We start from the raw sequence: 26,469 nt of genomic DNA, 5'->3' as shown, positions 1-26,469 counted from the left end.
TGTTTTTAGTTCAAATGTTGGACAGCATTCTTGCTTATGTCCGCCTTAACTTTGTGTTTAAAAAATACATTTGCCAAGGGGTAAATAATAAACCCTAAAATAATAAAGGGAATGTTTGAACTTTTATTTTTCTGTAAGCGTACGTTAAGCGTCTTTAAATTGAGTTGTTGTGCGATATAATAGATCACGAATATTACAAAACTAATTATACTTAATTGTATAGATGATGTCGCTAGTTCTGGCATTTTATTATTTCGTAAAATAAAGTAAAGAACTAATAATGCGATACCAATAATATTAAAAATTAGTGCAAATTTAGAATGTATACTAAACAGAGAAACAAGTCTTTTTGAGGCTTCAAATTCTGGGCTAATATTAATCCCTCTAAGGCGAATGGCTTCTAAGTCTAAATTGCGTTCTTCTAAAGTATTTAAGGCTTCAATTTTACCTGATTCATGATAATTATATGCTGTAGGATCTTTAATTAAAGCTAGTAATTTATCTTCTTTATAGCGTTTAAAATCGCTAAAGTCTCTGCTTAATCCGTCAGGGAAAGCATCTCTAGAATGGTCTTGAAATGGTAATATTTTTTTTAGCGGAATTAAAATATGATCAAACTCGAACAGGCCTTTATCTGCGGTCGCTCGGCGTATTAAAAATACACCCAGTGGAAACATGACTAGCGTTGAGAACCAAGTGGCTAGAACCGGATCTAATGTTCCGTCTTTAGCACTGTTCTTAGCGAAAAGTCCGATAAAATGATACGTAAGAAATAGTAAAATTGCAATAATCATTGGTAATCCCAAACCACCTTTTCTAATTAAAGCACCCAAAGGCGCACCAACAAAAAAGAGAATGATACAAGCAAATCCTAAAGACAATTTTTCGTGTAAAGCTATAATATGCTTGTTTAACCAAGTAGATTTCGCTTTAAACGATTTTTCATTAGTTCTAATAATTTGCTGTGTACTTGTAATATTGTTAACCGCTAACTCTACAATTTGAAGGCGTTTGTATTTGTTAAATGCGTCTAATATATTTCCTTCAAATAAAGAGTCATTAGCAATGGTAACAGTGTCTTGTTCTTTATTTTTAAGTTTCGATAAATTCTGTATACCATATCTATCGTATACATTCTTTGTGAACTTTTTATATTCTTTATCACGTTCTGCTTTAAGTGAATCGATAGTGTAACCTAAATCTGTTACATCCAACATGTTGTATTTGTCGGTAACATTTTTATCGTCTAAATCGACGTTGTTCAACTGCGACAAATCCGTGTTTATGGTGTAAGTGTCGAAAGCGCTTTTTGTAAAAGGTTTACGACGTCTTTCTTTTAATTTTTTAGGAGGCGTATCGTCGTAGTAATAACCATCGGTTAAAATTAACTTTAAAATATCCGAATTTTCCTGAGCTAAAAACTCACCTTCTTTAGCTACAATCGTAGTGTAATTACCTACACCATTTGGTGTTTTTTTATGAATAATAACATCGTGTAAAAACTGACCTTTATCTCCCGTTTTTTTGGCCACTTTTATATTTATGGCACCAATATCGTTAAATTGACCTTCGGCAATTACCATTGCAGGTTTTAATTTTGCGATGTTTTTCCGAAGGTTATACGACTCGTATTCACCCCAAGGAATAACATTGTTAGCAAAGAAAAAAGTTAGAATCCCTAAGATTACAATAAACACGCTTAAACCAGCCATAGCACGCTGCAGTGAAATCCCAGTAGATTTCATAGCAGCAAACTCGTAATTTTCTGCGAAGCTTCCAAATACCATTATCGATGTTAAGAGTATGGTAAGTGGTAACACTAAGGGTATTAACTTAGGCGAGTAGTATATTAAAAACTTGAAAATAACAATAACATCTAAATCTTTACCAGCTAGTTCTTTTATAAAAAGCCAAATAGTCTGCAAGACAAAAATCATCATTAGTATAATAAATACACTAAGGAACGTTTTAAGATAGGTGGTTAGGATATATCGGTCTAGTATTTTCAAGTATAGCCTAGTTTAATTTATTGATGTAAAAATTTTTGTACTTGTCTTTGTTGAAAGAAAATAAGGCTTTAGACAAGGTCTGATTTGTTTCGAAAGACGTTACCGTAAGTGTGGTTTTTGTTCCGTTATTACCAGCTTCAATTAAATTGTAAATGTGCTTTGTTTGCGGATCGATACCTAAAAGGACATGGTCTATTTCTGAATTAGAATCTATAGGCGTTAATTTTACAAACTGAATTACACGTCCTTTTATATTCTCTTTAGCACCCATTTTGTAAGTGTACCCTTCAGTGTAAAACGATAACATTTTACTAGGCGTAATGCTACCTTCGTCCTCTGGATTTTCTGTAGAAATAGTGACTTCTTCGTCTTCTGGGTTAATGCTATACATGGTTTTACCATCGTAAATTCTAGTAATACCTAAGATGTTTAATACGTATTTATCGCCTTCCATAACAACATCACCACGTGTTTCCTGGTTAATGTTTTCTGCAGAATTATGAAGTACATATCTAAAATCTAATGAAATATTATCGTAAGATTTTACTTTAATTGAAACTTGATCTAAAAGCGCTTTGGCTTTAGGATCGTTTTGGCTAAATCCCAAAAGGGTAAAACATAATGTAATTGAAAGTAAAAATGTTTTCATTCTAATTGTTCTTTTCATTTTCTAATAATTGTTCTAACGCAACAAAATCCGGAACTAACACCTGGCGGGCTTTACTACCTTCAAAAGGGCCTACAATTCCGGCCGCTTCCAATTGGTCTATCAAACGCCCAGCGCGATTATAACCTAATTTTAATTTACGTTGTAATAATGAAGCTGACCCTTGTTGAGCAGTTACAATAACTTCGGCCGCCTCTTTAAATAATTTATCTCTGTCGGAGATATCAATATCAAGATTTGTGCCACCTTCTTCACCAACATATTCTGGAAGTAAATGCGCATCTGGAAATGCTTTTTGAGCCCCAATAAAATCAACAATACGTTCTACTTCCGGCGTATCTACAAACGCACATTGTATACGTACCAATTCGTTTCCTTGAGTGTATAGCATATCTCCACGACCAATAAGTTGGTCTGCTCCAGAACCATCTAAAATGGTTCGGGAATCGATTTTAGATGTTACTCTAAATGCGATTCTCGCCGGGAAATTGGCTTTAATAATACCCGTAATAACATTAACCGATGGACGCTGTGTAGCAATAATTAAGTGAATACCAATGGCACGTGCTAATTGTGCTAAACGAGCTACAGGTGTTTCTACTTCTTTACCTGCCGTCATAATTAAATCGGCAAACTCATCGACCACCAAAACTATATATGGTAAAAAGGCATGACCGTCGTTCGGGTTTAATTTACGTGCTTTAAATTTGGTATTATATTCTACAATGTTACGGCATAATGCATTTTTAAGCATTTCGTAACGGTTATCCATTTCTATACACAGTGAATTAAGTGTATTAATAACCTTAGTGTTATCGGTAATAATGGCTTCTGCCTCGTCTGGAAGTTTGGCTAGATAATGACGCTCTATTTTGTTGAACAGTGTTAATTCCACTTTTTTAGGATCAACCAAAACAAACTTAACTTCGGCAGGATGCTTCTTGTACAATAACGATGTAAGAACCGCATTTAGTCCAACAGATTTACCCTGGCCGGTAGCACCTGCCATAAGCATGTGTGGCATTTTAGCTAAATCGACGACAAAAGTTTCGTTGCTAATGGTTTTTCCAAAAGCAATAGGTAATTGCATATCTGTTTTCTGAAATTTTTGAGATGCAATTACAGATCGCATAGAAACGATGGTGGAATTTTTATTTGGTACTTCTATACCAATAGTTCCTTTTCCAGGAATAGGCGCGATAATACGAATTCCTAAAGCCGAAAGAGATAGTGCGATATCGTCTTCCAGGTTTTTAATTTTAGAAATACGAACCCCAGCATCTGGTACAATTTCGTATAAAGTAACTGTTGGTCCTATGGTTGCTTTAATACTCGCAATACCAATTTTATAATTATTTAAGGTCTCTACAATTCTATTTTTGTTCCCTTCAAGTTCTTCTTGATTGATAGAAATGCCTTCGTTATCGTATTTTTTTAATAAGTCTAATGGCGGAAATTGATATTTTCCAAGCTCAAGTGTTGGATCAAACAATCCAAAATCTGCCACTAATTTATTTGATAGATTATCGGTTTCAGAAAGTTCTTCTTCAACGGTTTCAATTTCTAATTCGGCAGTGTCTTCTATGGTTTCTTCTATAGGCGTTTCAACTTCTAAAGTACTGGTTGGAATGTCTTTTTTAGGTTTGGTCGAAATGTCGTCAAACTCCACTATAGGAGTCGGTTCAATTTCAGGTTTGGGAGCTGTAGGCTTTGCAGGAGCGACTGGTTTTGCAGGTGTTTCTTTTTTAGCAAGCGCTGCATTGTGTGCCGCCTTAATGGCTTCGGCTTCTTCTGTTAAATTATTATCGAAAGCAAATTGCTCGTCTTTATCCGATTTTAATTCGTCTGAAATATTCTTTTTAGCCGATTTAAATAATGCGATAAAACTGTGAATAGTAATTTTATAACGCGTGGCTAGATAAACAATCAGTCCGAAGAATAATAATAAAGAGACGCCTAAAATACCGATGTAATCTTGTAAATAGGTGTTGGTTTCGTACCCTACAGTACCACCTAAAATGGAATGTTTTTCTCCGAAAAAACCAAAAAACATAGAAAACCAAACAATTAAGTATAACCCCCAGAACCAATGTTGTCTGAGTTTAGAGGAGTTTATATTTAAAAGTACGTGCATTCCCGAGCGAATAAAAAGTCCGGCAAAAATAAAAGAGGCAACACCAAACCCACGGTATATAAAAATATCGCTAAGAAAAGCGCCTAATTTTTTTATCCAGTTTTTAGCTTCGACATCGCGCGCTGTAAATTCGTTAAGAATGCTTTGGTCTGCTTTTCCTGTAAAGAAATATGATAAAAATGCGGTACCCAAAATAATCCCAAAAATGATAAGCAAACTCCCAAAAATAAGCTTTTGTTGGTTTGTTAATTTCAGACTTGGTTTTTTTAATTTAGGAGAACTAGGTTGTTTCGTTCTAGGTTTCTTTTTAGCCATCAAAGCTGTTGTTAATTTGAGCAAAAATACAAATTACTAACGGTTATCCTAAAGGTATAGTATTTAAAATACTTTTGGAAAGTAAATAATAAAACCAACTATGGTTGCTGCGATTGCTGCTATAAAAACGGCTCCAGCAGAGATGTCTTTTATAAAACCAATTTTAGAATGATATTCTGGATGTATAAAATCTGCAATGGCTTCTACAGCTGTGTTTAAACCTTCGGCGGTCATTATAATTCCGATGGCTAAAACTTGCACCATCCATTCTGTTGGCGAGATCTCGTAATAAAATCCAGCTACAGTTACGCAAAGCGCAATTGCAAACTGGATTTTTATACTCGATTCTGTTTTTAAGAGTAGGATTGCGCCTTTAAACGCAAATCCTACACTCTTAATTCTATTCTCTAGGAACGATTCTTTTTTAGGCATTTTTTACAGCCTCTAAAGCGGCTTTGTAATTTGGTTCGTTCACAGTTTCAGACACCTGTTCTGTGTATATAACGTCTCCTTTTTCGTTTAAAACTACTACACTACGAGACAATAATGTTTCAAGTGGTCCTGTAGTAAAGTTAATACCGTAAGCTTTTCCAAAACTTCCATCTTTATAATCTGATAAAGAAATAACATTGTCTAAGCCTTCTGCTCCACAAAAACGCGCTTGTGCAAATGGTAAATCGTGAGAGATACAAAGTACTCTCGTGTTTTCTAAAGCACTCGCTTCTTTGTTAAATTCTCTTACAGATTGTGCACAAGTTCCAGTGTCTACACTAGGGAAAATGTTTAAAATGACTTTAGATCCTTCAAAATCTTTTAAAGATTTTGCACCTAGTTCTATAGTGGTTAATGTAAAATCTGGAGCTTTAGTTCCTACTTTAGGTAGTTCTCCTGAGGTTTGTATTTCGTTTCCTTTTAAGGTTACTGTTGCCATAATTGAAATGTATTGGTTAAAGGTTTAAAAATAAGAATAATTAGAGGCTTAAACTATTTGTTTTTTTTGATTTTTTGTTTTCTAGTTAAAATTATCAAAATCAGGTGTTTATTCTAGGTATTCAGTTAATGAATTGTTAAAACAATCGTTTTGTAAAAACCGATAGACTTTAAATTTCGTTAGTAACGATATGAACACTAAAGTATCAAAAAATTAAAGCATCAAAATTATGAAAACATTAAATGTATTAAAATCAGTATTATTTTCTATCGCAATTTTCTCTTCAATTTGTGGGTTTGCTCAAGACGATATGATGAAAGAAAAAACAGTTATGGTAGGCGGAGCCAAAATGTACCCAAGTAAAAATATAGTTGAAAATGCGGTAAATTCTAAAGACCATACCACATTAGTCGCGGCGGTTAAAGCGGCCGATTTAGTAGACGTATTATCTAGTGAAGGTCCTTTTACTGTATTTGCGCCTACAAATGAAGCCTTTGCTAATTTACCAAAAGGAGCTGTGGAGACTTTATTAATGCCTGAAAACAAAATGAAATTACAAACCATATTAAAATGCCATGTGGTTTCTGGAAAATGGAATGCTTCAGATCTTTTAAAAATGATTAAAAAAGGAAAAGGTAAAGCAGAAATTAAAACCGTTAGCGGTGGTGTGATTACTGCGTGGTTAAAAGGAAAAGAAGTGTATGTAACAGACGAAAATGGAAATTCAGCACAAGTAACCATAGCAGATGTAAATCAGTCTAATGGGGTGATTCATGTTATTGATACTGTTTTGTTGCCGAAATCTTAATTTATTTAAGGGATTTATTAAGATAGGCTTTAAGGGTCTCTTCACTTTGAAGAGGCTCTTTTATTATATAGCGTATAGAACTGGTTTCAATAGTACACATGTGAAAGGATTACATAATGTCCTAACTTATAACCTAACATTTAGAGAGATTTAGAGTTTACAACTAGAGATCTTATAAATAAAATAGCGGGTTCAATTTTAAAATTGAAGCCGCTATATTTTTAATATGCTTTGTACTCTGATTTATTTTAAATCGAAACGATCTGCATTCATGACTTTCGTCCATGCTTTTACAAAATCTTTTACAAATTTCTCTTTATTATCATCTTGTGCGTACACTTCAGAATAAGAGCGTAAAATAGAATTAGAACCAAATACTAAATCCATTCGTGTAGCGGTCCATTTTACTGTTCCTGTTTTACGATCTCTAATTTCGTAAAGACCTTTTTCTATAGGTTTCCATGTGTTGCCCATATCGGTTAAGTTTACAAAGAAATCGTTAGTTAAGACGCCCACCTTATCTGTAAATACACCATGTTTAGTATTGTCGTAGTTTGTACCTAACATTCTCATACCACCAACAAGTACTGTCATTTCTGGAGCAGTTAAGCCCATTAATTGGGTACGGTCTAGCATAAGTTCTTCAGGACTTACGGCATATTCTTTTTTAGTGTAGTTACGGTATCCGTCTGCCAAAGGTTCTAAGGGAGCAAAGGAATCTGCATCGGTCATTTCGTCTGTGGCGTCTCCACGTCCAGGAGTAAACGGTACATCTATATTTAAACCTCCTGCCTTTATGGCTTTTTCAATACCCACATTACCTGCTAACACAATGGTATCTGCTATACTAATTCCAAATTCAGATGCAATAGGTTCTAGTACAGATAATACATAAGCTAAACGTTGTGGTTCATTTCCTTCCCAGTCTTTTTGTGGTGCTAAACGAATACGTGCTCCATTTGCTCCACCGCGCATATCAGAGCCACGGAAAGTACGTGCGCTATCCCATGCTGTATTTACCAGTTCTGGAATAGATAACCCTGAAGCTTCAATTTTGTTTTTTACAGCATTAACATCGTAATCTGTAACTCCAGCAGGAATTGGATCTTGCCAAATTAAATCTTCTTCAGGTACATCTGTACCAATGTAATTAGCTTTTGGTCCCATATCTCTATGGGTTAATTTAAACCAAGCACGTGCAAAAGTTTCTGAAAAATACTCTTGATCGTTCATAAACTTCAATGAGATTTCTTTGTAAATAGGATCCATTTTCATGGCCATATCGGCATCAGTCATCATCGGATTGTGACGAATAGTAGCATCTTCTACATCTACTGGTTTATCTTCATCTTTTATACTTACAGGCTCCCATTGTAAAGCACCGGCAGGACTTTTAACAGATTCCCATTCGTGATTGAATAGCATTTCAAAGAAACCACCATCCCATTTCGTTGGGTTAGTAGTCCATGCACCTTCCAATCCGCTGGTTACAGTATAACGTCCTTTCCCAGATTTAGTAGGATTGCTCCAACCTAGTCCTTGTTCTTCTACATTGGCACCTTCAGGTTCTGGACCTAAGATACTTGCATCTCCATTACCATGTGTTTTTCCAACCGTATGTCCACCAGCTGTTAAAGCTACAGTTTCTTCGTCATTCATAGCCATACGCGCAAATGTTTCACGTATATGAGCAGCAGTTTTTAACGGATCTTGTTTTCCGTTAACACCTTCTGGATTTACATATATTAATCCCATTTGAACCGCCGCTAAGGGGTTTTCCATGGTTTCCGGTTTGTCTACGTTATTATAACGCTCGTCACTTGGAGCTAACCATTCCTTTTCTGCACCCCAATAGGTGTCTGTTTCAGGGTTCCAAATGTCTTTACGTCCAAAAGCAAATCCGTATGTTTTTAAGCCCATGCTTTCATAAGCGATGGTACCGGCTAAAACAATTAAATCGGCCCAACTTACTTTATTACCATATTTTTTCTTGATTGGCCATAGTAATCGTCGTGCTTTATCTAAACTCACATTATCTGGCCAAGAATTTAATGGTGCGAAACGCTGATTTCCTGTTCCACCACCACCGCGACCATCAGAGATTCTGTAGGTTCCAGCAGAGTGCCAAGATAAACGAATAAATAATCCGCCATAGTGTCCCCAATCTGCAGGCCACCAATCTTGACTATCCGTCATTAAAGCATGCATATCCTTTTTTAGGGCATCAATATCCAATTTTTTTAATTCTTCATGATAATCAAATGCTTCTCCCAAAGGATTTGTCTTGGTATCATGCTGATGTAAAATATCAAGATTTAGTGCGTTTGGCCACCAATCCATTACAGAATCTTTACTAGAAGTATTTCCTCCGTGCATAACAGGACACTTTCCTGCTGAAGCACTGTGACTTCTTGAATGCTCATCGTTTTCTTCCGAAATTGGGTATGCTTGATCTTTGTGTTGTTGCTGTTGTTGTTTTTCCAATTGTTGGTGGTGAGGACATTGACTAATGTCTCCAGTTGGGTTCGATTTATTATCGTTTTCCATATGTAAAAGTTTAGACGTTTATTGTATTTGCTATACACCAAAGATACCCTAGTTCGCATTTAAAAAATGAAAGATTTAATTTTCATATTCTATTAAGATATAAATATAATTGATGGGTTTTTGTATTATTATAACGTATTGTTATTAGTTTCAGGTTTCTATAAAAATAAAATAAAAACACAAGAAATGTAAATTATAAGGTTAAATAATTGATAATATGGTAATTTGGTGTTGTAGTAACGCGTTAGAATTTATTATTAGTCATAATTTTTAAGGGTGTGGTGTAGTAGGTCGTACAAGTATTTATCGCCTTTCAAGCTTAATGAGCAGTGTTGTGATAATATATGATGCGTGATTGCAAAAGGTGTATAAAAATCGTTTTATGTGGAAGGAAAATAGGGAAGAGGTTCTGAGTTTCTTTAGGGCAATCCCATTTTTTTTACTCGTGAAGTAAGTTGAATTTTTAATAATGTTTTAAAAAAAAAAGTCCCCTTTTCCATTTAGAAAAAGGGGACTTTAGTATTATAGAGGTGTTCTTATTTATCTATAGAACCTAAAACGCGTTTCATGAAACTGTTTAAAGCTTCTTTTTGTGGTGTACCATTTTTAATCATAGTATTTACCTCAAGAGCGCCGTACATGTTAGAGATTAATTCACCAATAACATCTAATTCTTCATCTTTAAGCGATGATACTTCCGTTAGAGCTTCAAGTGTTTCGATGGTTTCATTTACGAAATCTTCGTCGTTTTCCTCAATAAATTGAGTCAGGTGTTTAATTACTGGCAACTTCATCGACTAACTCTTTTAAAACGTCAAACTTATTTGTTTGTACTTGGTTTACAAATTCACCTTTTTTAAAGGTTGCAAAAGTAGGCAAGTTATCTACGTTTGCTAGTTTTCTAGATTCTGTGAATTTTTCAGCATCAGCAATTACGAAAGTGATGTTCTCGTTTTCGGTCGCTAATTTTTTAAATTTTGGTTTCATAATTCTACAATTACCACACCAAGTTGCTGAATATTGCACAACTACTGTATCATTACCAGATACAATTTCACTTAAATTGTCTTGTTCTAATTCTTGTACCATAACAGATGATTTTTTAGATTACCATCCTTTTGTGAAAAAGGATGGTGAATTGTGTATTTTAATTAGTGAGAAGCTAAGTAGCTAGAAACACCATCTCTGTTAGCGCTCATTGCATCTTTTCCTTCTTCCCAGTTTGCAGGACAAACTTCACCTTTTTCTTGTACGTGAGTTAACGCATCTACTAAACGTAAATATTCTCCAACATTTCTACCTAATGGCATGTTGTTAATACTTTCGTGTTGTACAACACCATCTTCATCTATAATATACGTTGCTCTGTAAGTTACGTTATCACCTTCTACAGTTACAACTCCAGTGTCTTCGTTAAACGTTTCGTTTGTAATGTCTAAGATTCCTAAAGTTGATGCTAAGTTTCTGTTAGAGTCTGCTAAAATTGGGTAAGTTACACCTTCAATTCCTCCGTTATCTTTTGCAGTGTTTAACCATGCAAAGTGTACTTCTGGTGTATCGCAAGATGCACCAATTACAATAGTATTTCTTTTTTCAAATTCTGCAACAGCAGCTTGGAATGCGTGTAATTCAGTTGGGCATACAAAAGTGAAATCTTTTGGGTACCAAAATAAAACTACTTTTTTCTTGTTGTTAACTGCTTCTTCTAGAACGTTTACTTTAAAACTATCGCCCATTTCGTTCATTGCGTCAACGTTTAAATCTGGAAATTTTTTACCTACAAATGCCATAATATCTATATTTTAAATTGTTAATTTTCTGATACAAATATACGGCTCTATGTGTATTTACAATGTGAACAAAATTTTAAATTTTTATAACACTATAAGGTTTTTTTATAATTAATTTAAAATATGATAGTTTTTTGTTATTTATCAGAGAGTTGCTTGATTTTAATCTTAAAAGCAGCGAATATTAAAGTTGTAAACGGACTTAAATAATTAAAGAAGGCATAGCCCGCATAGTGAAATGTATCAACTCCTAGAACGCTACTTTGGTAAGCTCCGCAGGTATTCCAAGGTACCAAAACAGAGGTTACTGTTCCAGAATCTTCCAGTGTTCTACTTAGGTTTTCTGGAGCCAATCCTTTATCGCTAAATGCTTTTTTATACATTCTACCAGGAATAACAATCGCTAAGTATTGATCACTCGCAATGGCATTTAAACCGATACAGCTTATTACTGTACTTGCAAATAATCCGAATACAGAATCGAATAAATTTAATACGGCCTTGCTTATTCTAGAAAGTGCACCGATAGCATCCATTATACCTCCAAAAACCATGGCACAAATAATTAACCAAATGGTTCCAAGCATACCATACATTCCTCCTGAAGAGAATAAGTCGTTTAACTCGGCGCTTTCTGTGGCTACCGAAGTGTCTACCGTTATAGCTGTCATTATACCTTTATAGGCGGTAAGAAAATTAAGTTCTGTAGCGCCTGTAATAGCCTTGACGATTTCTGGTTGAAAAATCAAGGCAAATACACCTCCTAGTAAAGTCCCCACTAATAGAGCTGGTAATGGCGGTGACTTCTTAATAATCATAAAGATTACAATAGCGGGAACTAAAAACAGCCAAGGCGATATATTAAATGAGTGTTCTATAGATGCAAGCATGGCAGACGTATCTGTAGTTCCCTGAACATCTAAAGAAAAACTAATGATTACAAATAAGATTAACGTAACTATTAAAGTAGGAATGGTTGTATACGTCATGTATTTTATGTGCGAGAATAATTCGCCTCCAGCCATAGCGGGAGCAAGGTTGGTGGTGTCACTTAAAGGCGACATTTTATCTCCAAAATATGCTCCGGAAATTACTGCTCCAGCAGTCATCCCGTGATCAATACCTAAAGCATTTCCAATACCTACTAATGCAATACCTACGGTTGCAGAAGTGGTCCAACTACTCCCTGTAGCCACAGAAATAATAGCACAAATGATAACACAGGCAGGTAAGAAAATTGTGGGATTTAGAATTTGTAATCCATAATAAATCATGGACGGTATAATACCGCTAATTAGCCAAGTTCCGGCTAAAGATCCTACAAATAATAAGATTAGTAAAGCGCCTGTAGTCGATTTAATATTTTCGGCAACTTCCTCTATCATTTGGTCGTAAGAGACCTTATTAAAAAAGCCAACTATGGCTGCAACCGCAGCTCCAAGCAATAAAAGAAACTGATTACTTCCACTTAAGGCGTCGTCTCCAAAGGCATATTTAACGTTGTAAAACAACATAATTACTAAAGCTAAAACGGGGATTAAAGCCTCCCAAATACTTAATTCTCTGTTCTCTACAATCGGGTCATCTTTGGGTGTTGTGGGCTTTATGTCTTGGCTTTCCATGCGCTGTTTTTACGGTTATATTAAGATTTGTAATGTTACGATTTTAGTCGCTTATGTGCAAATACGTGCCGAGATAAACAAAATTTTCAAAAAATAGACATAAAAAAAACACTTCTAATAATAGAAGTGTTCTTAAGTTTAGAAAAAATAATTTCTAGTCTAATATTTTTAATTCTACCATGCATTCGTGCATCATATCATAGGTGCGTTCTATATCGGCATCTAAACCTATAGAGAACCGAATTAGTCCATCGCTTAATCCTATTTCTTTTTGTTCGTCTTCAGGAATTTCTGAAGAGGTAGAACTTCCAGGCGCAGAAAATAAGGTTTTATAGAATCCTAAACTCACGGCTAAATACCCTAAGTTTTTATGTTGCATGAGTTCCATAAGTGCGTTAGCTTTAGCAATAGAGCCTACATCAATTGTTAGCATACCTCCAAACCCGTATGGAGTGTTCATCATAGTTTTAAATAGTTCGTGAGCTGGGTGTGAAGCCAATCCAGGATACACGGTTCTTAATCCGTTAGCTTCAAATTTTTCTGCTAAGTACAATCCGTTTTTGCTGTGCTGTTGCATACGAAGATGAAGTGTTCTCAGGTTCTTTAAAACAGAAGCCGATCTCATGCTATCCATTGTCGATCCTAATAACATAGCCGCACCATCATTTACACTTCTTAACTGATTAATAAAATCCTGAGTACCACAAACTACACCACCAACCGTGTCGCTACTACCATTTATAAATTTTGTTAAACTGTGAATTATCACATCGGCACCAAGTTTTGCTGGAGAAATGCTTAAAGGTGAAAACGTATTGTCGACCACCAATTGCAGGTTGTGCTTTTTTGCAAGTTGAGCTAGACCTTTTATATCTGCGACTTCCAATAGTGGATTACTAACGCACTCACAAAAAATCATTTTAGTGTGTGGTGTAATCGCAGCTTCAACACGCTCTAATTTTGTTATGTCTACAAAAGATGTCTTTACATTGAATCGGGGTGCGAAATTTTTTAGAAAAGCATACGTACCGCCGTAAATAGTTCGACTAGAAACAACATGATCGCCAGCGCCACAATTTTGAAGTAACACAGAGGTAATTGCGCCCATTCCTGAAGCGTAAACATTTGCAGTTTCTGTACCTTCCATAGCGGCCAAAGCTTCGCCTAAGTAAAGATTGGAAGGAGAAGAATGCCGGGAATATAAATAACATCCATCGGTATTGCCTTCAAAAGTATCGAACATGGTCTTAGCCGATATAAAGGTATATGTAGATGAATCTGAAATGGAAGGATTTACGCCTCCGAATTCTCCGAAATATTGTAAGTCTTGAATGCTGTTTGCGGGTTTAAATGCCATTATTTTATTTTTTGATGTGAATCAAAATTGATTAAATTTAGTATATTTATCAATGGTTGTTTGTTTATTTAGATTATTAAACTAGCTATTTGATTTAAAATAGTTTTATATTTGGTTTGGAGCTCCGTTTATAACTTTTAATAGAAAATTTTTCAATATGATATTTGATGCCATCGACAAACAACTCATAACCTTACTTCAAACAGATAGTAAACAAACCAATAAGGCGCTGTCTACACGTCTAAATTTATCGGTTACTGCGGTGTACGAACGCATTAAAAAATTAGAGAATCAAGGGGTTATTAATAGGTATGTGGCTTTGGTAAATAAAGACGAAGTACAGAAATCTTTCGTAGCGTATTGTCACATAAAGCTCGTAAAACACAGTCAGGATTATGTGGTTCAGTTTGAAAAAGAGGTGGCCAATTTAGACGAGGTCATGGAGTGTTATCACATCAGTGGCGATTATGATTATTTATTAAAAGTAATGGTAGAAGATATGGTTGCGTTTCGGGAATTTATGGTGAATAAACTCACAACAATTAATCATATTGGGAGTACGCACAGCATGTTTGTGATTAATGAAGTGAAACACAGCACTATTATTCCCGTTTAAGGTCGTGCGAACTTTAGTATATTCTCAAAAAAAAACTTAAAATTTTAAGAATGTTAAGCTGCTAAACCTATGTAAATTTGTATTTTTGTGTACCATTTAAAAAAAGAATCAAAATAAACTTTATGAATTCATACGATGTAGCCGTTATCGGTTCAGGACCTGGAGGATATGTAGCAGCGATACGTTGCGCACAACTAGGTATGAAAACTGCAATTATAGAAAAATATTCAACACTTGGGGGAACCTGCTTAAATGTAGGATGTATTCCTAGTAAAGCCTTACTAGATTCTTCTCATCACTACGAAGATGCGATTAAGCATTTTGAAGAGCACGGAATTGAAATCCCTGGTGATGTAAAAGTAAATCTTGAAAAAATGATTGCGCGTAAGCAGTCTGTTGTAGACCAGACAACTGGTGGAATCGACTTCTTGATGAAAAAAAATAACATTGATGTATATCAAGGTTTAGGAGCATTTAAAGATGCCACTCATATTACAATTTCTGGAGAGGAAACTGTAGAGATTGAAGCAAAAAATACAATTATCGCAACAGGAAGTAAGCCTTCAAGCTTACCGTTTATTAATATCGATAAAGAACGTATCATTACATCTACCGAAGCTTTAAAACTTAAAGAAATTCCGAAACACCTAATCGTAATTGGTGGTGGTGTTATTGGGTTAGAATTAGGACAAGTTTACAAGCGTCTTGGTTCTGAGGTTTCTGTAGTAGAATTTATGGATCGTATTATCCCTACTATGGATGCTGGCTTATCTAAAGAACTTAATAAAGTTTTAAAGAAGCAAAAATTCAAAATGAATGTGTCTCACAAAGTAAAATCTGTAGAGCGTGTTGGTGATGAAGTTATTGTAAAAGCTGACAATAAAAAAGGAGAAGAAGTAGAATTTAAAGGAGACTATTGTTTAGTGTCTGTTGGACGTCGTCCGTATACAGATGGTTTAAATGCTGAAGCTGCTGGAGTGAAACTTACAGACCGTGGACAAATTGAAGTGAACGACCATTTACAAACTAGTGCTTCTAACATTTATGCTATTGGTGATGTTGTAAAAGGTGCTATGTTAGCTCATAAAGCCGAAGAAGAAGGTGTATTTGTTGCTGAAACTTTAGCAGGACAAAAACCACATATCGATTATAACTTAATTCCAGGCGTGGTGTACACATGGCCAGAAGTTGCAACTGTTGGTAAAACAGAAGAGCAGTTAAAAGATTCTGGAGTAGAATACAAAGTGGGATCGTTCCCTATGCGTGCTTTAGGTAGAAGTAGAGCTAGTATGGATTTAGACGGATTTGTGAAAATTCTTGCAGATAAAACTACCGATGAAATTTTAGGTGTACATATGGTTGGTGCTCGTGCTGCCGATATGATTGCCGAAGCGGTTGTAGCTATGGAATACAGAGCTAGTGCAGAAGATGTTTCTAGAATGTCTCATGCGCATCCAACATTTACAGAAGCGATTAAAGAAGCGGCCCTAGCAGCAACTGGAGATCGTGCTTTACATGTTTAAAACATAGATTTAAATTATATAGAAAAGGCTTTCCTTAGTTTAGGAAAGCCTTTTTTTTTATGGAATAATATAAAATGTTGCCACGTTAAAAAATTGCGATGGGGTAAGTTCTCACTTTTAAATGTTAGTATTTAAGGTCTGAATTTGAAATTATTTAGAAAAAATAAGCAGGAATAAAAAACAGAAATTACTTAGCTGTCATTCTTTAATTTGATATTTTTATCTACCCAAATTTTAAACCCTTATCAGGCCTATTTATGTCTAAATTTTACACTTTCACCTTCTTGTTATTTTTTGCATTTCAATTATCTGCTCAAAAGCAATATGAGTATGAATTGGCTCCAAAAGATTCTAATACAAACACCTATTTTAATACAACTATAAGTGATCCGTATCAATGGATGGAAAATCCAGCAGATCCCAGACTCGTTACTTGGCTAGAGGCTGAAACGAAGCTTACCAAAAAAGTAAAAAGTAGATATTTAAAGACCTTAGATTTAAAAGATCAAATAGCGGCTATGTATTATGGTGTTAAGGAGCAAAAAATTAAGGGATACGTAGAAAAAGATAAAGCAAATAAGAGTAAGTACGAATTTAAGTATAAAACACAAAATAGTAATCGATTTCCAAATTTGCATTACAGAGAAAGAGGAGATAAGAATTACAGAATTTTAGTGGATATTAAAAAATTCATGAAAGACCAAGGTAAGAATATTGCTATCATGGGCTATGATATAAATGAAGAGTACGATTTAGTAGCGATTAGGTTATCTCAAGAAGGTAGTGATTGGCAAGAATTGTTCTTTTTTTATCTGAGTAACGGACAGCAAATCCATAATTCGCTTAAATATATTAGAAATGGAAGCAATCTTGTTTGGGATAAGATGAACCTGTATTACGACAGATATGATGAGCCAACAGATAATCGTGCCCATTTGGATAAAGCTGTAGGTCAGAAATTATACTATCATAAATTTGGCGATACTCAAGATAAAGATATTATGCTTTATGCTAATAGCGCTCAGAGCGATTCGGAAGAATTTAAATGTTTCGAGTTAAATGAAAAATTATTTTTCTATAAAACGCTAAGTCATAAAAATAAAGAATATCGCGCACTTGCAGTAGCCGAAAAGAATGATTCATTACTTAATTTAAAGAATTTTCTTATCTACCCGCACAGCAGTACCATTAACATAACTATAGAAGAAGCCTTTGGTGATAAAATACTTTTAAGAACTAATTGGGAAGCGCCAAATGGAAGGGTTCTTATTGTGGATACAAATACTCCTAATAAACCCTCAGAAATTGTTCCGGAATACGATGTGTTTTTAAAACAAGTAAATCGGTTAGGTAAAGATAAATTTGTATGTATTTACAAAAACGGAAACCGTGATCTGGCTTTGTTTTATGATTTAGATGGCAATTTATTACACAAAATTGATTTTCCAGAAGGGAAAAAAGTCAACGGACTTAGAGAAAATAAGGAAGATGTAGAATTTACAGATTTCTATGTGTCTTCATTTTATCACCCAGACTTATACTATCAACTGTCTTTAAAAAACTTAACATTTAAACCAAGTTTATCGGTATCGGTACCTTACGATCCAGAATCGTTAGAAACTCGATATGTAAAATACAAGTCTAAGGATGGAACAGAAATCCCCATGTATATAACGTGTTTAAAAACAACAGAACTCAATGGTGAAAATCCGACTTTACTTTACGGTTATGGAGGTTATGGTACCACTGTAGAGCCCGCTTTCGATGAGTCTAGAGCATTATGGTTACTTCATGGAGGTATTTTAGCCATTCCAAATGTACGCGGTGGAGGAGCAGAAGGTTCCGATTGGAGCCTTGAAGGGAGACGATTAAAAAAACAAAATGGAATAGACGATTTTATTGCAGCAGCAGACTATCTGATTAAGGAAAAGTATACCAGTTCAGAGCATTTAGGAAGTAATGGTGGATCTCATGGAGGTTTATTAGTTAGCGCGGCGGCAATTCAAAGACCTAATCTGTTTAAAGCTGTGGTTGCCGAAGCTGGGCCATACGATATGTTGCGTTTTGAAAATTTTACAGTGGGCTCTGCCGCTACCAATATTAATGAATTTGGGAGCACCACCAATGAAGCCGATTTTAATAATTTGTGGTCTTATTCACCTATGCATAATATTAAAGAAGGCGTTAAGTATCCAAATTATCTAGTAATGACTGGAGAAAGCGACGATCGTGTACCTCCTTTACATACGTTTAAATTTTTAGCAACACTTCAGGAAAAAGCAAGTCCAGAATCTTTATATCTTATGTATTTAATTCCTGGTGCAGGCCACGGCGGACCATTGTCTTTTAACGATTGGTTCGATAAGGTGTTGTATAAATACGCTTTTTTATATCACTTTTTGTAATACATTGAAATGCCGGAAGTGTCAATCTGGCAATCAATTAATACCGTTCTAAAAGCTCTAAAACTTCTTTTTTATAACTTCTGCTAATAGGCAACGCTTGGTTTAATATGGTAACATGTTCGTTTGTGAACGAGGTAATATTTTTTACTGAAATAATATACGAGCGATGAATTCTTAAAAACTGTTTTGGCGGCAGTTTTACTTCAATAGCGCTAATGGTTTCTCGAGTCACGATAGTGGAATCTTGTAAATGAATTTTTAGATAATCGCTATAGCTTTCTATATAAACAATAGCATCAAAATCTATTTTTATCATTTTCCGGTCGGAACGCACAAACATAAAGTATGAAACGTCTGCTACTGGTAAATTCCCATGTTGAGATTCGGTATAAACGTCAAAATAATTATTTACAGCCTTTAATAGCCTTTCAAAAGAAATAGGCTTTAATAAATAATCTACGGCCTGAAGCTCGAAACCTTCAACAGCATAATCGCGATATGCTGTGGTGAAAATTATTTTAATACTGGGGTTAATGGATTTAGCAAACGAAATTCCGGAGATTTCTGGCATGTTTATATCTAAAAACACCAAGTCAATGGTATGATTGCTTATTTGATTAAAGGCTTCAATGGCATTGCTACAACTGGCAACTACTGTAATGTTGCTAATTTTAGATAGGTGCGAAGCAATTACTTCTCTAGCTATAACTTCGTCATCTACTATTAGGCACGATATGATTCTATTGGTTTGCAAAAGCGTCTTCTGTTTTTAATGTTAATCGGACTTTAAATGTGCTATTCGTATTTAAAATAGACAAGGTATAGGCGTCTTTATAAAGCATCTCTAAACGTTTTTTTATGTTTTCTAGTCCAATACCAGATTTGGTTTCAGAAGATGATGCACTCGTATTTTCAATATAAAAATAAATCATGTGGTCTTTAAACGATAAATCAATTTTAATATTTAATATACCGTGTTTTAAAACTCCGTGTTTAAAGCTGTTTTCTATAAAAGGAAGAAAAAGCATGGGAGCAATTTTTGTAGTCTCGGAGATGTTTTCAATATTGAAATTTATATTCAACGTTTTGTTGAACCGAAGTGATTCTAAAGCAATATAATCTTGAATGTGATTAATTTCATCTGTCAATAACACAAAAGGTTTGTCGATTTGGTAGAGTAAATAATCTAATAAATTTGAAAGTTTTAATATCATTTCAGGCGTTTCATTAGCTTTTTTTAACGAAAACCCATACATGGTATTTAGGGTATTAAATAGAAAGTGCGGATGAATCTGCATTTTTAGATACTGCAATTCTTGTTCTTTTAGCTTCAGTTGGGTTTCGAGAATTTGGTGTTCTAATTTACTTGTGTTTTCAACCTGTTTTAAATTCAACTTTAATAATTTAAAAGCACTCACTACAGTGGTTACTAAATACACACCAATCATAACAAATAATAAATTCTGACTTACAGGCGCCATATTATTGTATTCAAAATGCGATAAATAAATTAAGCCATAAAAGATAGAAAGGATAATCAGGTAAGCCGAAATTATAAAAGTATATAAACTGTAGAGTCCGAAAAGCGCATACTTTTTCAGCATTAAATAATCCGGAATCAGTTTGTAAATAAACACGTAAGTTGTCGCAATTGTAATGGGCATTAAAAACAGCGAGAAGGAGAGTACATAACTCATATCGCTACTTCCGGAGCCAAAAAAATAAGTGTAAAATAACAAGACACCACACCAAAATAAGATGTGTAGACCTAGACGGCCTAACTGTTTTAATATAAAATGTGGTGTTAACATAATTCCAATCTTATACAATAATACTATATTTTTGAAACGCTGAGGTGTTTTATAGACGAATTACAGAATTAGCAACCGATTTAACACCTCGGTTAAAAAAAGGCCTAAATTGGTCGTTCATCGCATTACATTTAATGATGCGTTATTTGGCAGTAGTTTTGGAGTCTACTAACTATAATATATTTTACTATGTATGTTTTAATGATGCAACAACAAGGTTTTTTTACACAATTAGCTAATCGTTTTAGTGAAGGTGGTGTTTTATTTATGTCGCTAATTTTAATCTGTTTACTACTGTCTTCTTTCTTTTTGATAAGTGGATTTTATCTGGCGAATAAAAATGAAGTGAAATCTAGAAAAATGATAAGTCTTGTAAGCGACTCCAGTCTATTAGGATTAGTCATTGGTTTTCTTGGCTCTATTATTGGATTAATAACTGCTTTTGATGCTATTGAAGGTATGAACTCAATATCCTCTGGGATGCTAGCAGGAGGTTTAAAAGTGTCCTTTTTAACAACACTTTTCGGAACTTTAGTCTTTGTAATTTCTAGAATTGGAATCTTAATTTATAAGTGGATGTATAAGTTTTAAGGTTTACTAATGCAAATTCACCAAACAGGCTCAATCGTACGATTGAGCCTGTTTGGTTTTTAATAAATAAAAATATAGCAAGTGGTTACTCGATCTTTTTGACTGTGTTTTTTCTTAAGAGTAGTAAAGGAAGAGAAATTCCGATAGCAATAGATATAAGGATAAAAACCATGGTTAGACCATTAGAAAAGATATCGCTAATGAGTTCCGCTTTTTTTAGAGGGTCTTCTTCAATAAAAAGGAAATTCATTATCGCCAATATGGTTTCATATGCAAAGTATCCTGGAATCATAGGAATAGCAGGAGGAATGCAAAAAACGACTGGCGGATGATGAATTTTATGCGCTATAGGCATGCCTACAAAGCTCACAAATAGAATGCCTAAAAAGGTGGCAATAATAATGTTTACCTCGAAATGAATAAGTGTGAATTTTATAAGTCCCGCAAAAAAGGCTAAGGCGAATACCGTAAAAATTGTCGATTTAGGGATGTTAAATAAAATACCAAACCCAACCGCTGCAAGGCCAGACCAAATAGAGACTTCGATTAGTTTAAAAACAATTTCTGCCATGTTAGTTTAAATTAAAAATTAACATTGAAATAAATAAACCTAGTGCTATGGCAAGTACCATCATGCAACCCGTGGTAAATCTAACTAAGCCATTTATAATATTATTGTCTAGAAAATCTGTAAAAGAATTTATTAACGGTACTCCTGGAACAAGATATAAAACAGAGGTTGCTAATGCCGTAGCGGGTTTTGCTCCAATATTTAGTTTTATACCAATAGACGCAATAGATGAAGCTACAAGAGAACCAATAAAAATTCGGAGATATACATTATAGTTTTTTCGATGTGTATATTGTAAAACCAGCAATCCAATAAAGGTGCTTACAAAGGAGACTAACATGTTTAGATAATCGCCTTTAAAAATATTACAAAAACCGGCTCCAGCTAAACTTACCGCTATGGTGACAATAATTTGAGGATATCTTTTAAGTTGTTTTATTTCCTCAATCTTTTCAGAAATTTGATTGTACTCCCAATTATTTTCTAAAGCTTTCCAACTCGCTTTACTTACTGCCGATATTGCCGAAAAATTAAGGGCAAGGCCAGGAATATTTTTAACACGCGTACAGCTCTCAGAAGAATTTTCTTTGTACAATGTCATGATCATACTTTTCTGACTGATAAAAAATGATGCGTTAAAGCCCAGGCTATCTGCGAATCTTTTAATATTTAAATTTACACGATTGGTATTGGCTCCAGACACCATTAAAAAGGAAGCAATCTCTAACAGGAGGTTTGTAGCTTTTATTAAATCTTTTGAAGCATCCATATAAGATTAGTATAGATTTTGAATGCACAAATTTAATTTTTTGTTTACTATAAAATAAGCGTTTTACGGTGTTTATATATAAGATAGAATGAGTCTAAGTATATGTTAAGACTGAATTGAATTCTTAGCCTGCACCTTTTTAGTGTGTTCTAAGACAGTATTAGTGGCCCATAACTTGGCTTCGGAGATTACCTCGAAAGATTCATAGGCTTTATTGGTAAACATACTTTCTATCTTGGTATTGTTTAGTGCATTAGGGATATTAGATACAATTGCGAAAGCAACTAGATTTTTAATTTTAGAAGCTTCAATAAGCGCACCAGGTTCTATAGCATAAGAATGCTTACGGTAAGAGATGTATGCAAAGAAGCGATCTGTATAAAAGTTCTCGGCAATATCAAGTAAAACTTTACTTGCATCGGTAGATACTGTTGCACCCTCATTAATTTGCGCGAGAACATAGTTGTCGTACAATTTTAGAGAGCCAAAGTCGAAAGTAAGTAAACGTTTCATTAGATTTCTTTTATATCAAAAAATAATATTTTCATTAAGTTAATAAAAATAGTTTGCAAATGTATCACGTTTATTGTTTATAATTTATTGTAACGTATTATTTTATTCGTTTTTACATATTTTAAACCTAATTGATTAAAATTTTATTAATGCTGAGTTAATAAGTTGTTTTTACGAGTAAAATATGTGTAATTGTCTGATAATGATTGATTAATAGTTAGTGGGTTAATTTCAGTTTTAACATAAAAAAAGTTGATGTATAGAAAATACATCAACTTTTACGCTAAGTTTATGATATGTATGTGTTAAAAAATATCGTTAAGAAGCTTCGCTAAACGAATTCCTCCTTTTTGAATTTGAGAACGTGCAATACCAAGATTATTATAGGCATATTTGTAGCCTAAGTTGTCTCCCGGTTTAACATCCTTATAAATGGCATTGGCTAAAGTATGTGTTTCGTTAACCCAGTCGGTTATGGTTCCTTCTTCAATATGTTTAATTTCATCTTTTGAAAGGGCATCTGCATTCGAGGCTAATTCGGTATAGCTCATATCGTAACCATTAATCATGTCGCTGTCCCAAACACGGTGTAAATTGGTGCTTTTACCCATCCATTTTACATCTATATCATTCCCTCCTTTGTCTGCAGCTAATCCAGCATGCATAGGTTGGTGAATATCTCCAATAATATGAATCAATAATTTTAAATAAAAGGCCTTATCTTCATCTGTAGCATTTTTATCCTTTAAAACAGAAACACAATATTCGGCACCAACTACAGCATCTCCTTTAGGATTCTTTTCCGAATCTTCATAAGATTGATTCGCTTCCATATTAACATAATGCCAAGTTCCAAATTTTCTATAGCGATCATCAGATTTTATTTCGTCGCCATAAGTCGATACAAATGCTAAAGATTGTCTGTTTAATAATTTTTGAATCGCACGTTTAGTACTTCCTTTTAAATAATTATCTGCGATTTTACCAACCACACGATGTCCTGTTGGTCCCCATTCTGGAGCAGGTTTAACATTTGCTAGTGTTGGTGTTACAATTAGTAAGGCAAAGAAAAGTAGAGCTATATATTTCAGTTTCATAATAGTGAAATCTAACTTATTTTTTAAATTTATTTTTTTTGTTATAATTTTTGTCACCTCGAGTTTTAGGCTTTTTATACTTTTTAGCAATTTCACGACGGTAAGAACCTCCTAAGTTTTCTTTAGAATTCTTTTCGCTTTTATCATGAAAAGCAGGTCCAGGTGCATCTTCATCTCTACGTTTTGTAGGATTGTTACGCTCTTTAATTTTAACGCGTTCTTCTTCAAGCAACTCTGTAGAAATCTCTATATCTTCAGGTATTTCCATTAAAGGAATAGACATATTCATTAAGTCTTCAATACGTTCTAAAGCATCCTGTTCTTTTACAGTAGAAAATAATATAGCATGTCCTTCACGTTCTGCACGACCTGTTCTACCAATTCTATGAATATAGTTTTCTGGATAATCTGGGGTGTCAAAATTGATAACATGTGTAATATTGTCAATATCTAAACCACGAGCCATAACATCGGTAGCAACCAAAATACGGTTGTCTCCATTTCTAAATTGCTCGATACTACGTAAACGGTAGTTTTGCGTTTTATTAGAATGAATTACACAACTTTCTTCACTGAATGTTTCGTCTAAAGCATCAAAAAGGCGATCTGCCATGCGTTTAAATCCAACAAATATCAATACCTTATTATAGGTTTCTTTATCTTGAAGAATAGCGTTTAACAAGTTAACTTTAGTATAAAAGTTAGGGACATTATAACGTTCTTGAGCGATATTGTCTAAAGGCGTTCCAGATACCGCGATAGAAACACGTTCTGGAGAAATAAAGAAATCGTCTATTAAATAATCTACATCTTGCGTCATGGTTGCCGAAAACATAATGTTCTGGCGACGTTCTGGAAGGATATCGAATATGTTAATTAATTGATGTCTAAAGCCTAAATCTAGCATCACATCAACTTCATCAATCACCAATTTCTGAATCGATTTTAATTGCAACACACGACTTACAGCTAAATCGTAAAGTCGGCCTGGAGTAGCAACTAATACATCGACACCCTGAGCAACCTGCTGTTTTTGAGTGTTAATGTTTGTGCCTCCATATACACCTAAAACACGAGTGTTTATGTATTTTGAAAGTTTTTCAATTTCATCGACAACTTGAACTACTAATTCTCTAGTAGGTACTAGAACTAAGACTCTAGGTGTGTCCTGCTTAGAAAATTTTAAGTTTTTAAGAATAGGAAGCATGTAGGCAAAGGTTTTCCCTGTACCAGTTTGCGCGATTCCAACAACATCCTTTCCTGAGCTTACTACGCCAAAAGCTTGAGCCTGTATAGGCGTAGGAGTTGTAAAGCCTAGATCGTCTAGAGCGTTGTATAATGGGGTATTTAAATTTAAATCTTGAAAAGTCACTTATTGTAATTTAGTCTGCAAAGTTAGTGCTATTATTCCTTTTAAACTAGATGCTTTTTGTCTATTTCAATGACGTAAGAGGCTTTAAATGTTTGTTTTGAATCTAAAGTTTGTATCCCTTCTTTAGTTTTAAAGTCCTGATTATGATTTTCATGGTCGGCTACACCCAACCAAGGTTCTATGCAAACATAATCTGCATTTGGTTTTGCCCAGACACCTAAATACGGAAATTCCGGATAATCAACGGTAAGTATGTTGCCGTTTACTTTGCTTTTTAAAGCCACTTTTCTGGATTTTAAATCTTTAAAAATCAATGCATCTTCGTTAAACAAGTCGTAATGCAAAGGGATTTTATTACCGTTCGAAATAACAGGAAATGAGGTGTCTGTTACCAATCCGCTGTCCATATTTAAAGCATAAGATTCTGCCGTTTCTTTCTGCTCGAATTCTAAATAATAATCGTTGTAATCTTCATTTTTGTAAATCGGACATTTAAAAGCAGGATGCCCGCCAACTGAAAAGTATAAAATGGTATCATCTAAGTTTTCAACGATATGTGTCACTTTTATAGTGTTTTCAAGTAATTCAAAAGCTATGGTAAATTTAAATTTAAACGGATACTGTTTTAGTGTGTCTTCAGAATAGTGAAGCGAAAAACTAAGTGTATTGTCGGCTTGTTCCTCAAGTTTAATAGCCGTATTATTTCTAATAAAGCCGTGTTTAGTCATGTTATATTTACCGCCTTCAAAAGTCATAGTGTTGTCTTTTAAAGCCCCAATGATAGGAAATAAATTAGGTGCAAAATTTGCCCAAATTTCAGGATCGGCATTCCACATAAATGTATTGGAGTTATTTACGGCATCGATGGCGCAAAGTTCGGCTCCAGACTGTTTTACGGCAATTTTTAATATTTCGTTTTGTAAGGTATACATGGGAAAAAGGTTATAGATTAGTTGTCGTGCTTATATACTTAAGTTTCTCGCTATTGCAAAAATAAAAAGACTCATATATAAGACCTTGA

The 26,469-nt window shown here is 34.4% G+C and carries 24 protein-coding genes; 5 read left to right on the top strand and 19 right to left on the bottom strand.

The features are described 5' to 3' along the window. Positions 1-5 precede the first annotated feature (5 nt). The 5 genes from ACKC83_RS00350 to tpx form a co-directional block, all read right to left on the bottom strand. Positions 6-2,009, bottom strand: a complete 2,004-nt coding sequence (locus ACKC83_RS00350) for an LptF/LptG family permease (protein ID WP_434036618.1) — start codon at positions 2,007-2,009, stop codon at positions 6-8. Positions 2,010-2,016: 7 nt separating this feature from the next. Then, the gene (locus ACKC83_RS00345) at positions 2,017-2,658 is read right to left on the bottom strand and encodes a LolA family protein (RefSeq protein WP_434036617.1); all 642 of its coding nucleotides are present in this window, start codon (positions 2,656-2,658) and stop codon (positions 2,017-2,019) included. A gap of 1 nt (position 2,659) precedes the next feature. After that, the gene (locus ACKC83_RS00340; RefSeq protein WP_434036616.1) at positions 2,660-5,125 is read right to left on the bottom strand and encodes a DNA translocase FtsK 4TM domain-containing protein; all 2,466 of its coding nucleotides are present in this window, start codon (positions 5,123-5,125) and stop codon (positions 2,660-2,662) included. Between the two features lie 63 nt (positions 5,126-5,188). After that, positions 5,189-5,557: a diacylglycerol kinase gene (locus ACKC83_RS00335; RefSeq protein WP_414035488.1), complete on the bottom strand. Its 369-nt coding sequence runs from the start codon at positions 5,555-5,557 to the stop codon at positions 5,189-5,191. Then, the gene (gene tpx / locus ACKC83_RS00330) at positions 5,550-6,056 is read right to left on the bottom strand and encodes a thiol peroxidase (protein WP_434036615.1); all 507 of its coding nucleotides are present in this window, start codon (positions 6,054-6,056) and stop codon (positions 5,550-5,552) included. Before tpx ends, ACKC83_RS00335 begins: the two co-directional genes overlap by 8 nt. Positions 6,057-6,285: 229 nt before the next feature. On the opposite strand from tpx, the gene ACKC83_RS00325 reads away from it, so the two are divergent. Then, on the top strand, positions 6,286-6,864 hold the full coding sequence (locus tag ACKC83_RS00325; protein ID WP_434036614.1) for a fasciclin domain-containing protein: 579 nt from the start codon (positions 6,286-6,288) through the stop codon (positions 6,862-6,864). A 243-nt stretch (positions 6,865-7,107) separates the two neighbouring features. On the opposite strand, the gene katG is transcribed toward ACKC83_RS00325, so the two are convergent. The 6 genes from katG to ACKC83_RS00295 all read right to left on the bottom strand — a co-directional run bounded on the left by katG (position 7,108) and on the right by ACKC83_RS00295 (position 14,180). Continuing rightward, on the bottom strand, positions 7,108-9,411 hold the full coding sequence (katG, locus tag ACKC83_RS00320) for a catalase/peroxidase HPI (RefSeq protein ID WP_434036613.1): 2,304 nt from the start codon (positions 9,409-9,411) through the stop codon (positions 7,108-7,110). 536 nt (positions 9,412-9,947) lie between these two features. Beyond that, on the bottom strand, positions 9,948-10,205 hold the full coding sequence (locus ACKC83_RS00315; protein ID WP_382384385.1) for a DUF6952 family protein: 258 nt from the start codon (positions 10,203-10,205) through the stop codon (positions 9,948-9,950). Next, positions 10,186-10,500 (bottom strand): thioredoxin family protein, encoded by a 315-nt coding sequence (locus ACKC83_RS00310; protein ID WP_414035493.1) that lies wholly within the window; start codon positions 10,498-10,500, stop codon positions 10,186-10,188. Before ACKC83_RS00310 ends, ACKC83_RS00315 begins: the two co-directional genes overlap by 20 nt. Positions 10,501-10,562: 62 nt before the next feature. Then, positions 10,563-11,201 carry a peroxiredoxin gene (locus ACKC83_RS00305; protein WP_434036612.1) on the bottom strand — a complete coding sequence of 213 codons (639 nt, stop codon included), beginning with the start codon at positions 11,199-11,201 and terminating at the stop codon, positions 10,563-10,565. A gap of 137 nt (positions 11,202-11,338) precedes the next feature. Continuing rightward, positions 11,339-12,823: a Na+/H+ antiporter NhaC gene (gene nhaC / locus ACKC83_RS00300; RefSeq protein ID WP_414035495.1), complete on the bottom strand. Its 1,485-nt coding sequence runs from the start codon at positions 12,821-12,823 to the stop codon at positions 11,339-11,341. A gap of 154 nt (positions 12,824-12,977) precedes the next feature. Next, on the bottom strand, positions 12,978-14,180 hold the full coding sequence (locus ACKC83_RS00295) for an aminotransferase class I/II-fold pyridoxal phosphate-dependent enzyme (protein ID WP_434036611.1): 1,203 nt from the start codon (positions 14,178-14,180) through the stop codon (positions 12,978-12,980). 157 nt (positions 14,181-14,337) lie between these two features. On the opposite strand from ACKC83_RS00295, the gene ACKC83_RS00290 reads away from it, so the two are divergent. The 3 genes from ACKC83_RS00290 (at position 14,338) to ACKC83_RS00280 (ending at position 18,724) form a co-directional block, all read left to right on the top strand. Further along, the gene (locus ACKC83_RS00290) at positions 14,338-14,796 is read left to right on the top strand and encodes an Lrp/AsnC family transcriptional regulator (RefSeq protein WP_434036610.1); all 459 of its coding nucleotides are present in this window, start codon (positions 14,338-14,340) and stop codon (positions 14,794-14,796) included. A 122-nt stretch (positions 14,797-14,918) separates the two neighbouring features. Continuing rightward, positions 14,919-16,319 (top strand): dihydrolipoyl dehydrogenase, encoded by a 1,401-nt coding sequence (gene lpdA, locus ACKC83_RS00285; RefSeq protein ID WP_434036609.1) that lies wholly within the window; start codon positions 14,919-14,921, stop codon positions 16,317-16,319. A 257-nt stretch (positions 16,320-16,576) separates the two neighbouring features. Then, a complete protein-coding gene (locus ACKC83_RS00280; RefSeq protein ID WP_434036608.1) occupies positions 16,577-18,724 on the top strand; it encodes a prolyl oligopeptidase family serine peptidase in 2,148 nt (715 codons plus the stop codon). Between the two features lie 37 nt (positions 18,725-18,761). Here ACKC83_RS00280 and ACKC83_RS00275 read toward each other — a convergent pair whose 3' ends face one another. Both ACKC83_RS00275 and ACKC83_RS00270 read right to left on the bottom strand, forming a co-directional pair. Then, positions 18,762-19,478 (bottom strand): LytR/AlgR family response regulator transcription factor, encoded by a 717-nt coding sequence (locus ACKC83_RS00275; protein WP_434036607.1) that lies wholly within the window; start codon positions 19,476-19,478, stop codon positions 18,762-18,764. After that, positions 19,465-20,535, bottom strand: coding sequence for a sensor histidine kinase (locus ACKC83_RS00270; RefSeq protein ID WP_434036606.1), 1,071 nt, complete (start codon positions 20,533-20,535; stop codon positions 19,465-19,467). Before ACKC83_RS00270 ends, ACKC83_RS00275 begins: the two co-directional genes overlap by 14 nt. A 189-nt stretch (positions 20,536-20,724) precedes the next feature. Here ACKC83_RS00270 and ACKC83_RS00265 point away from each other — a divergent pair, with 189 nt between their 5' ends. Beyond that, positions 20,725-21,126, top strand: a complete 402-nt coding sequence (locus tag ACKC83_RS00265; RefSeq protein ID WP_434036605.1) for a MotA/TolQ/ExbB proton channel family protein — start codon at positions 20,725-20,727, stop codon at positions 21,124-21,126. Positions 21,127-21,211: 85 nt separating this feature from the next. Here ACKC83_RS00265 and ACKC83_RS00260 read toward each other — a convergent pair whose 3' ends face one another. The 6 genes from ACKC83_RS00260 to ACKC83_RS00235 all read right to left on the bottom strand — a co-directional run bounded on the left by ACKC83_RS00260 (position 21,212) and on the right by ACKC83_RS00235 (position 26,380). Further along, a complete protein-coding gene (locus tag ACKC83_RS00260; protein ID WP_434036604.1) occupies positions 21,212-21,697 on the bottom strand; it encodes a threonine/serine exporter family protein in 486 nt (161 codons plus the stop codon). Between the two features lies 1 nt (position 21,698). Further along, positions 21,699-22,466, bottom strand: a complete 768-nt coding sequence (locus ACKC83_RS00255; RefSeq protein ID WP_434036603.1) for a threonine/serine ThrE exporter family protein — start codon at positions 22,464-22,466, stop codon at positions 21,699-21,701. A gap of 105 nt (positions 22,467-22,571) precedes the next feature. After that, positions 22,572-22,979, bottom strand: coding sequence for a hypothetical protein (locus ACKC83_RS00250; protein WP_434036602.1), 408 nt, complete (start codon positions 22,977-22,979; stop codon positions 22,572-22,574). Between the two features lie 305 nt (positions 22,980-23,284). Beyond that, on the bottom strand, positions 23,285-24,076 hold the full coding sequence (locus ACKC83_RS00245; RefSeq protein WP_434036601.1) for a S1/P1 nuclease: 792 nt from the start codon (positions 24,074-24,076) through the stop codon (positions 23,285-23,287). 16 nt (positions 24,077-24,092) lie between these two features. Beyond that, positions 24,093-25,448: a DEAD/DEAH box helicase gene (locus tag ACKC83_RS00240; RefSeq protein ID WP_434036600.1), complete on the bottom strand. Its 1,356-nt coding sequence runs from the start codon at positions 25,446-25,448 to the stop codon at positions 24,093-24,095. A gap of 41 nt (positions 25,449-25,489) precedes the next feature. Further along, positions 25,490-26,380: an aldose 1-epimerase family protein gene (locus ACKC83_RS00235; RefSeq protein ID WP_434036599.1), complete on the bottom strand. Its 891-nt coding sequence runs from the start codon at positions 26,378-26,380 to the stop codon at positions 25,490-25,492. Positions 26,381-26,469: the final 89 nt, after the last annotated feature.

The organism is Formosa bonchosmolovskayae (assembly GCF_051016085.1).
Classification (GTDB): domain Bacteria; phylum Bacteroidota; class Bacteroidia; order Flavobacteriales; family Flavobacteriaceae; genus Formosa.
Note: the sequence above shows the minus strand (reverse complement) of the source record. Positions and strands in the feature narration are given on the sequence as shown.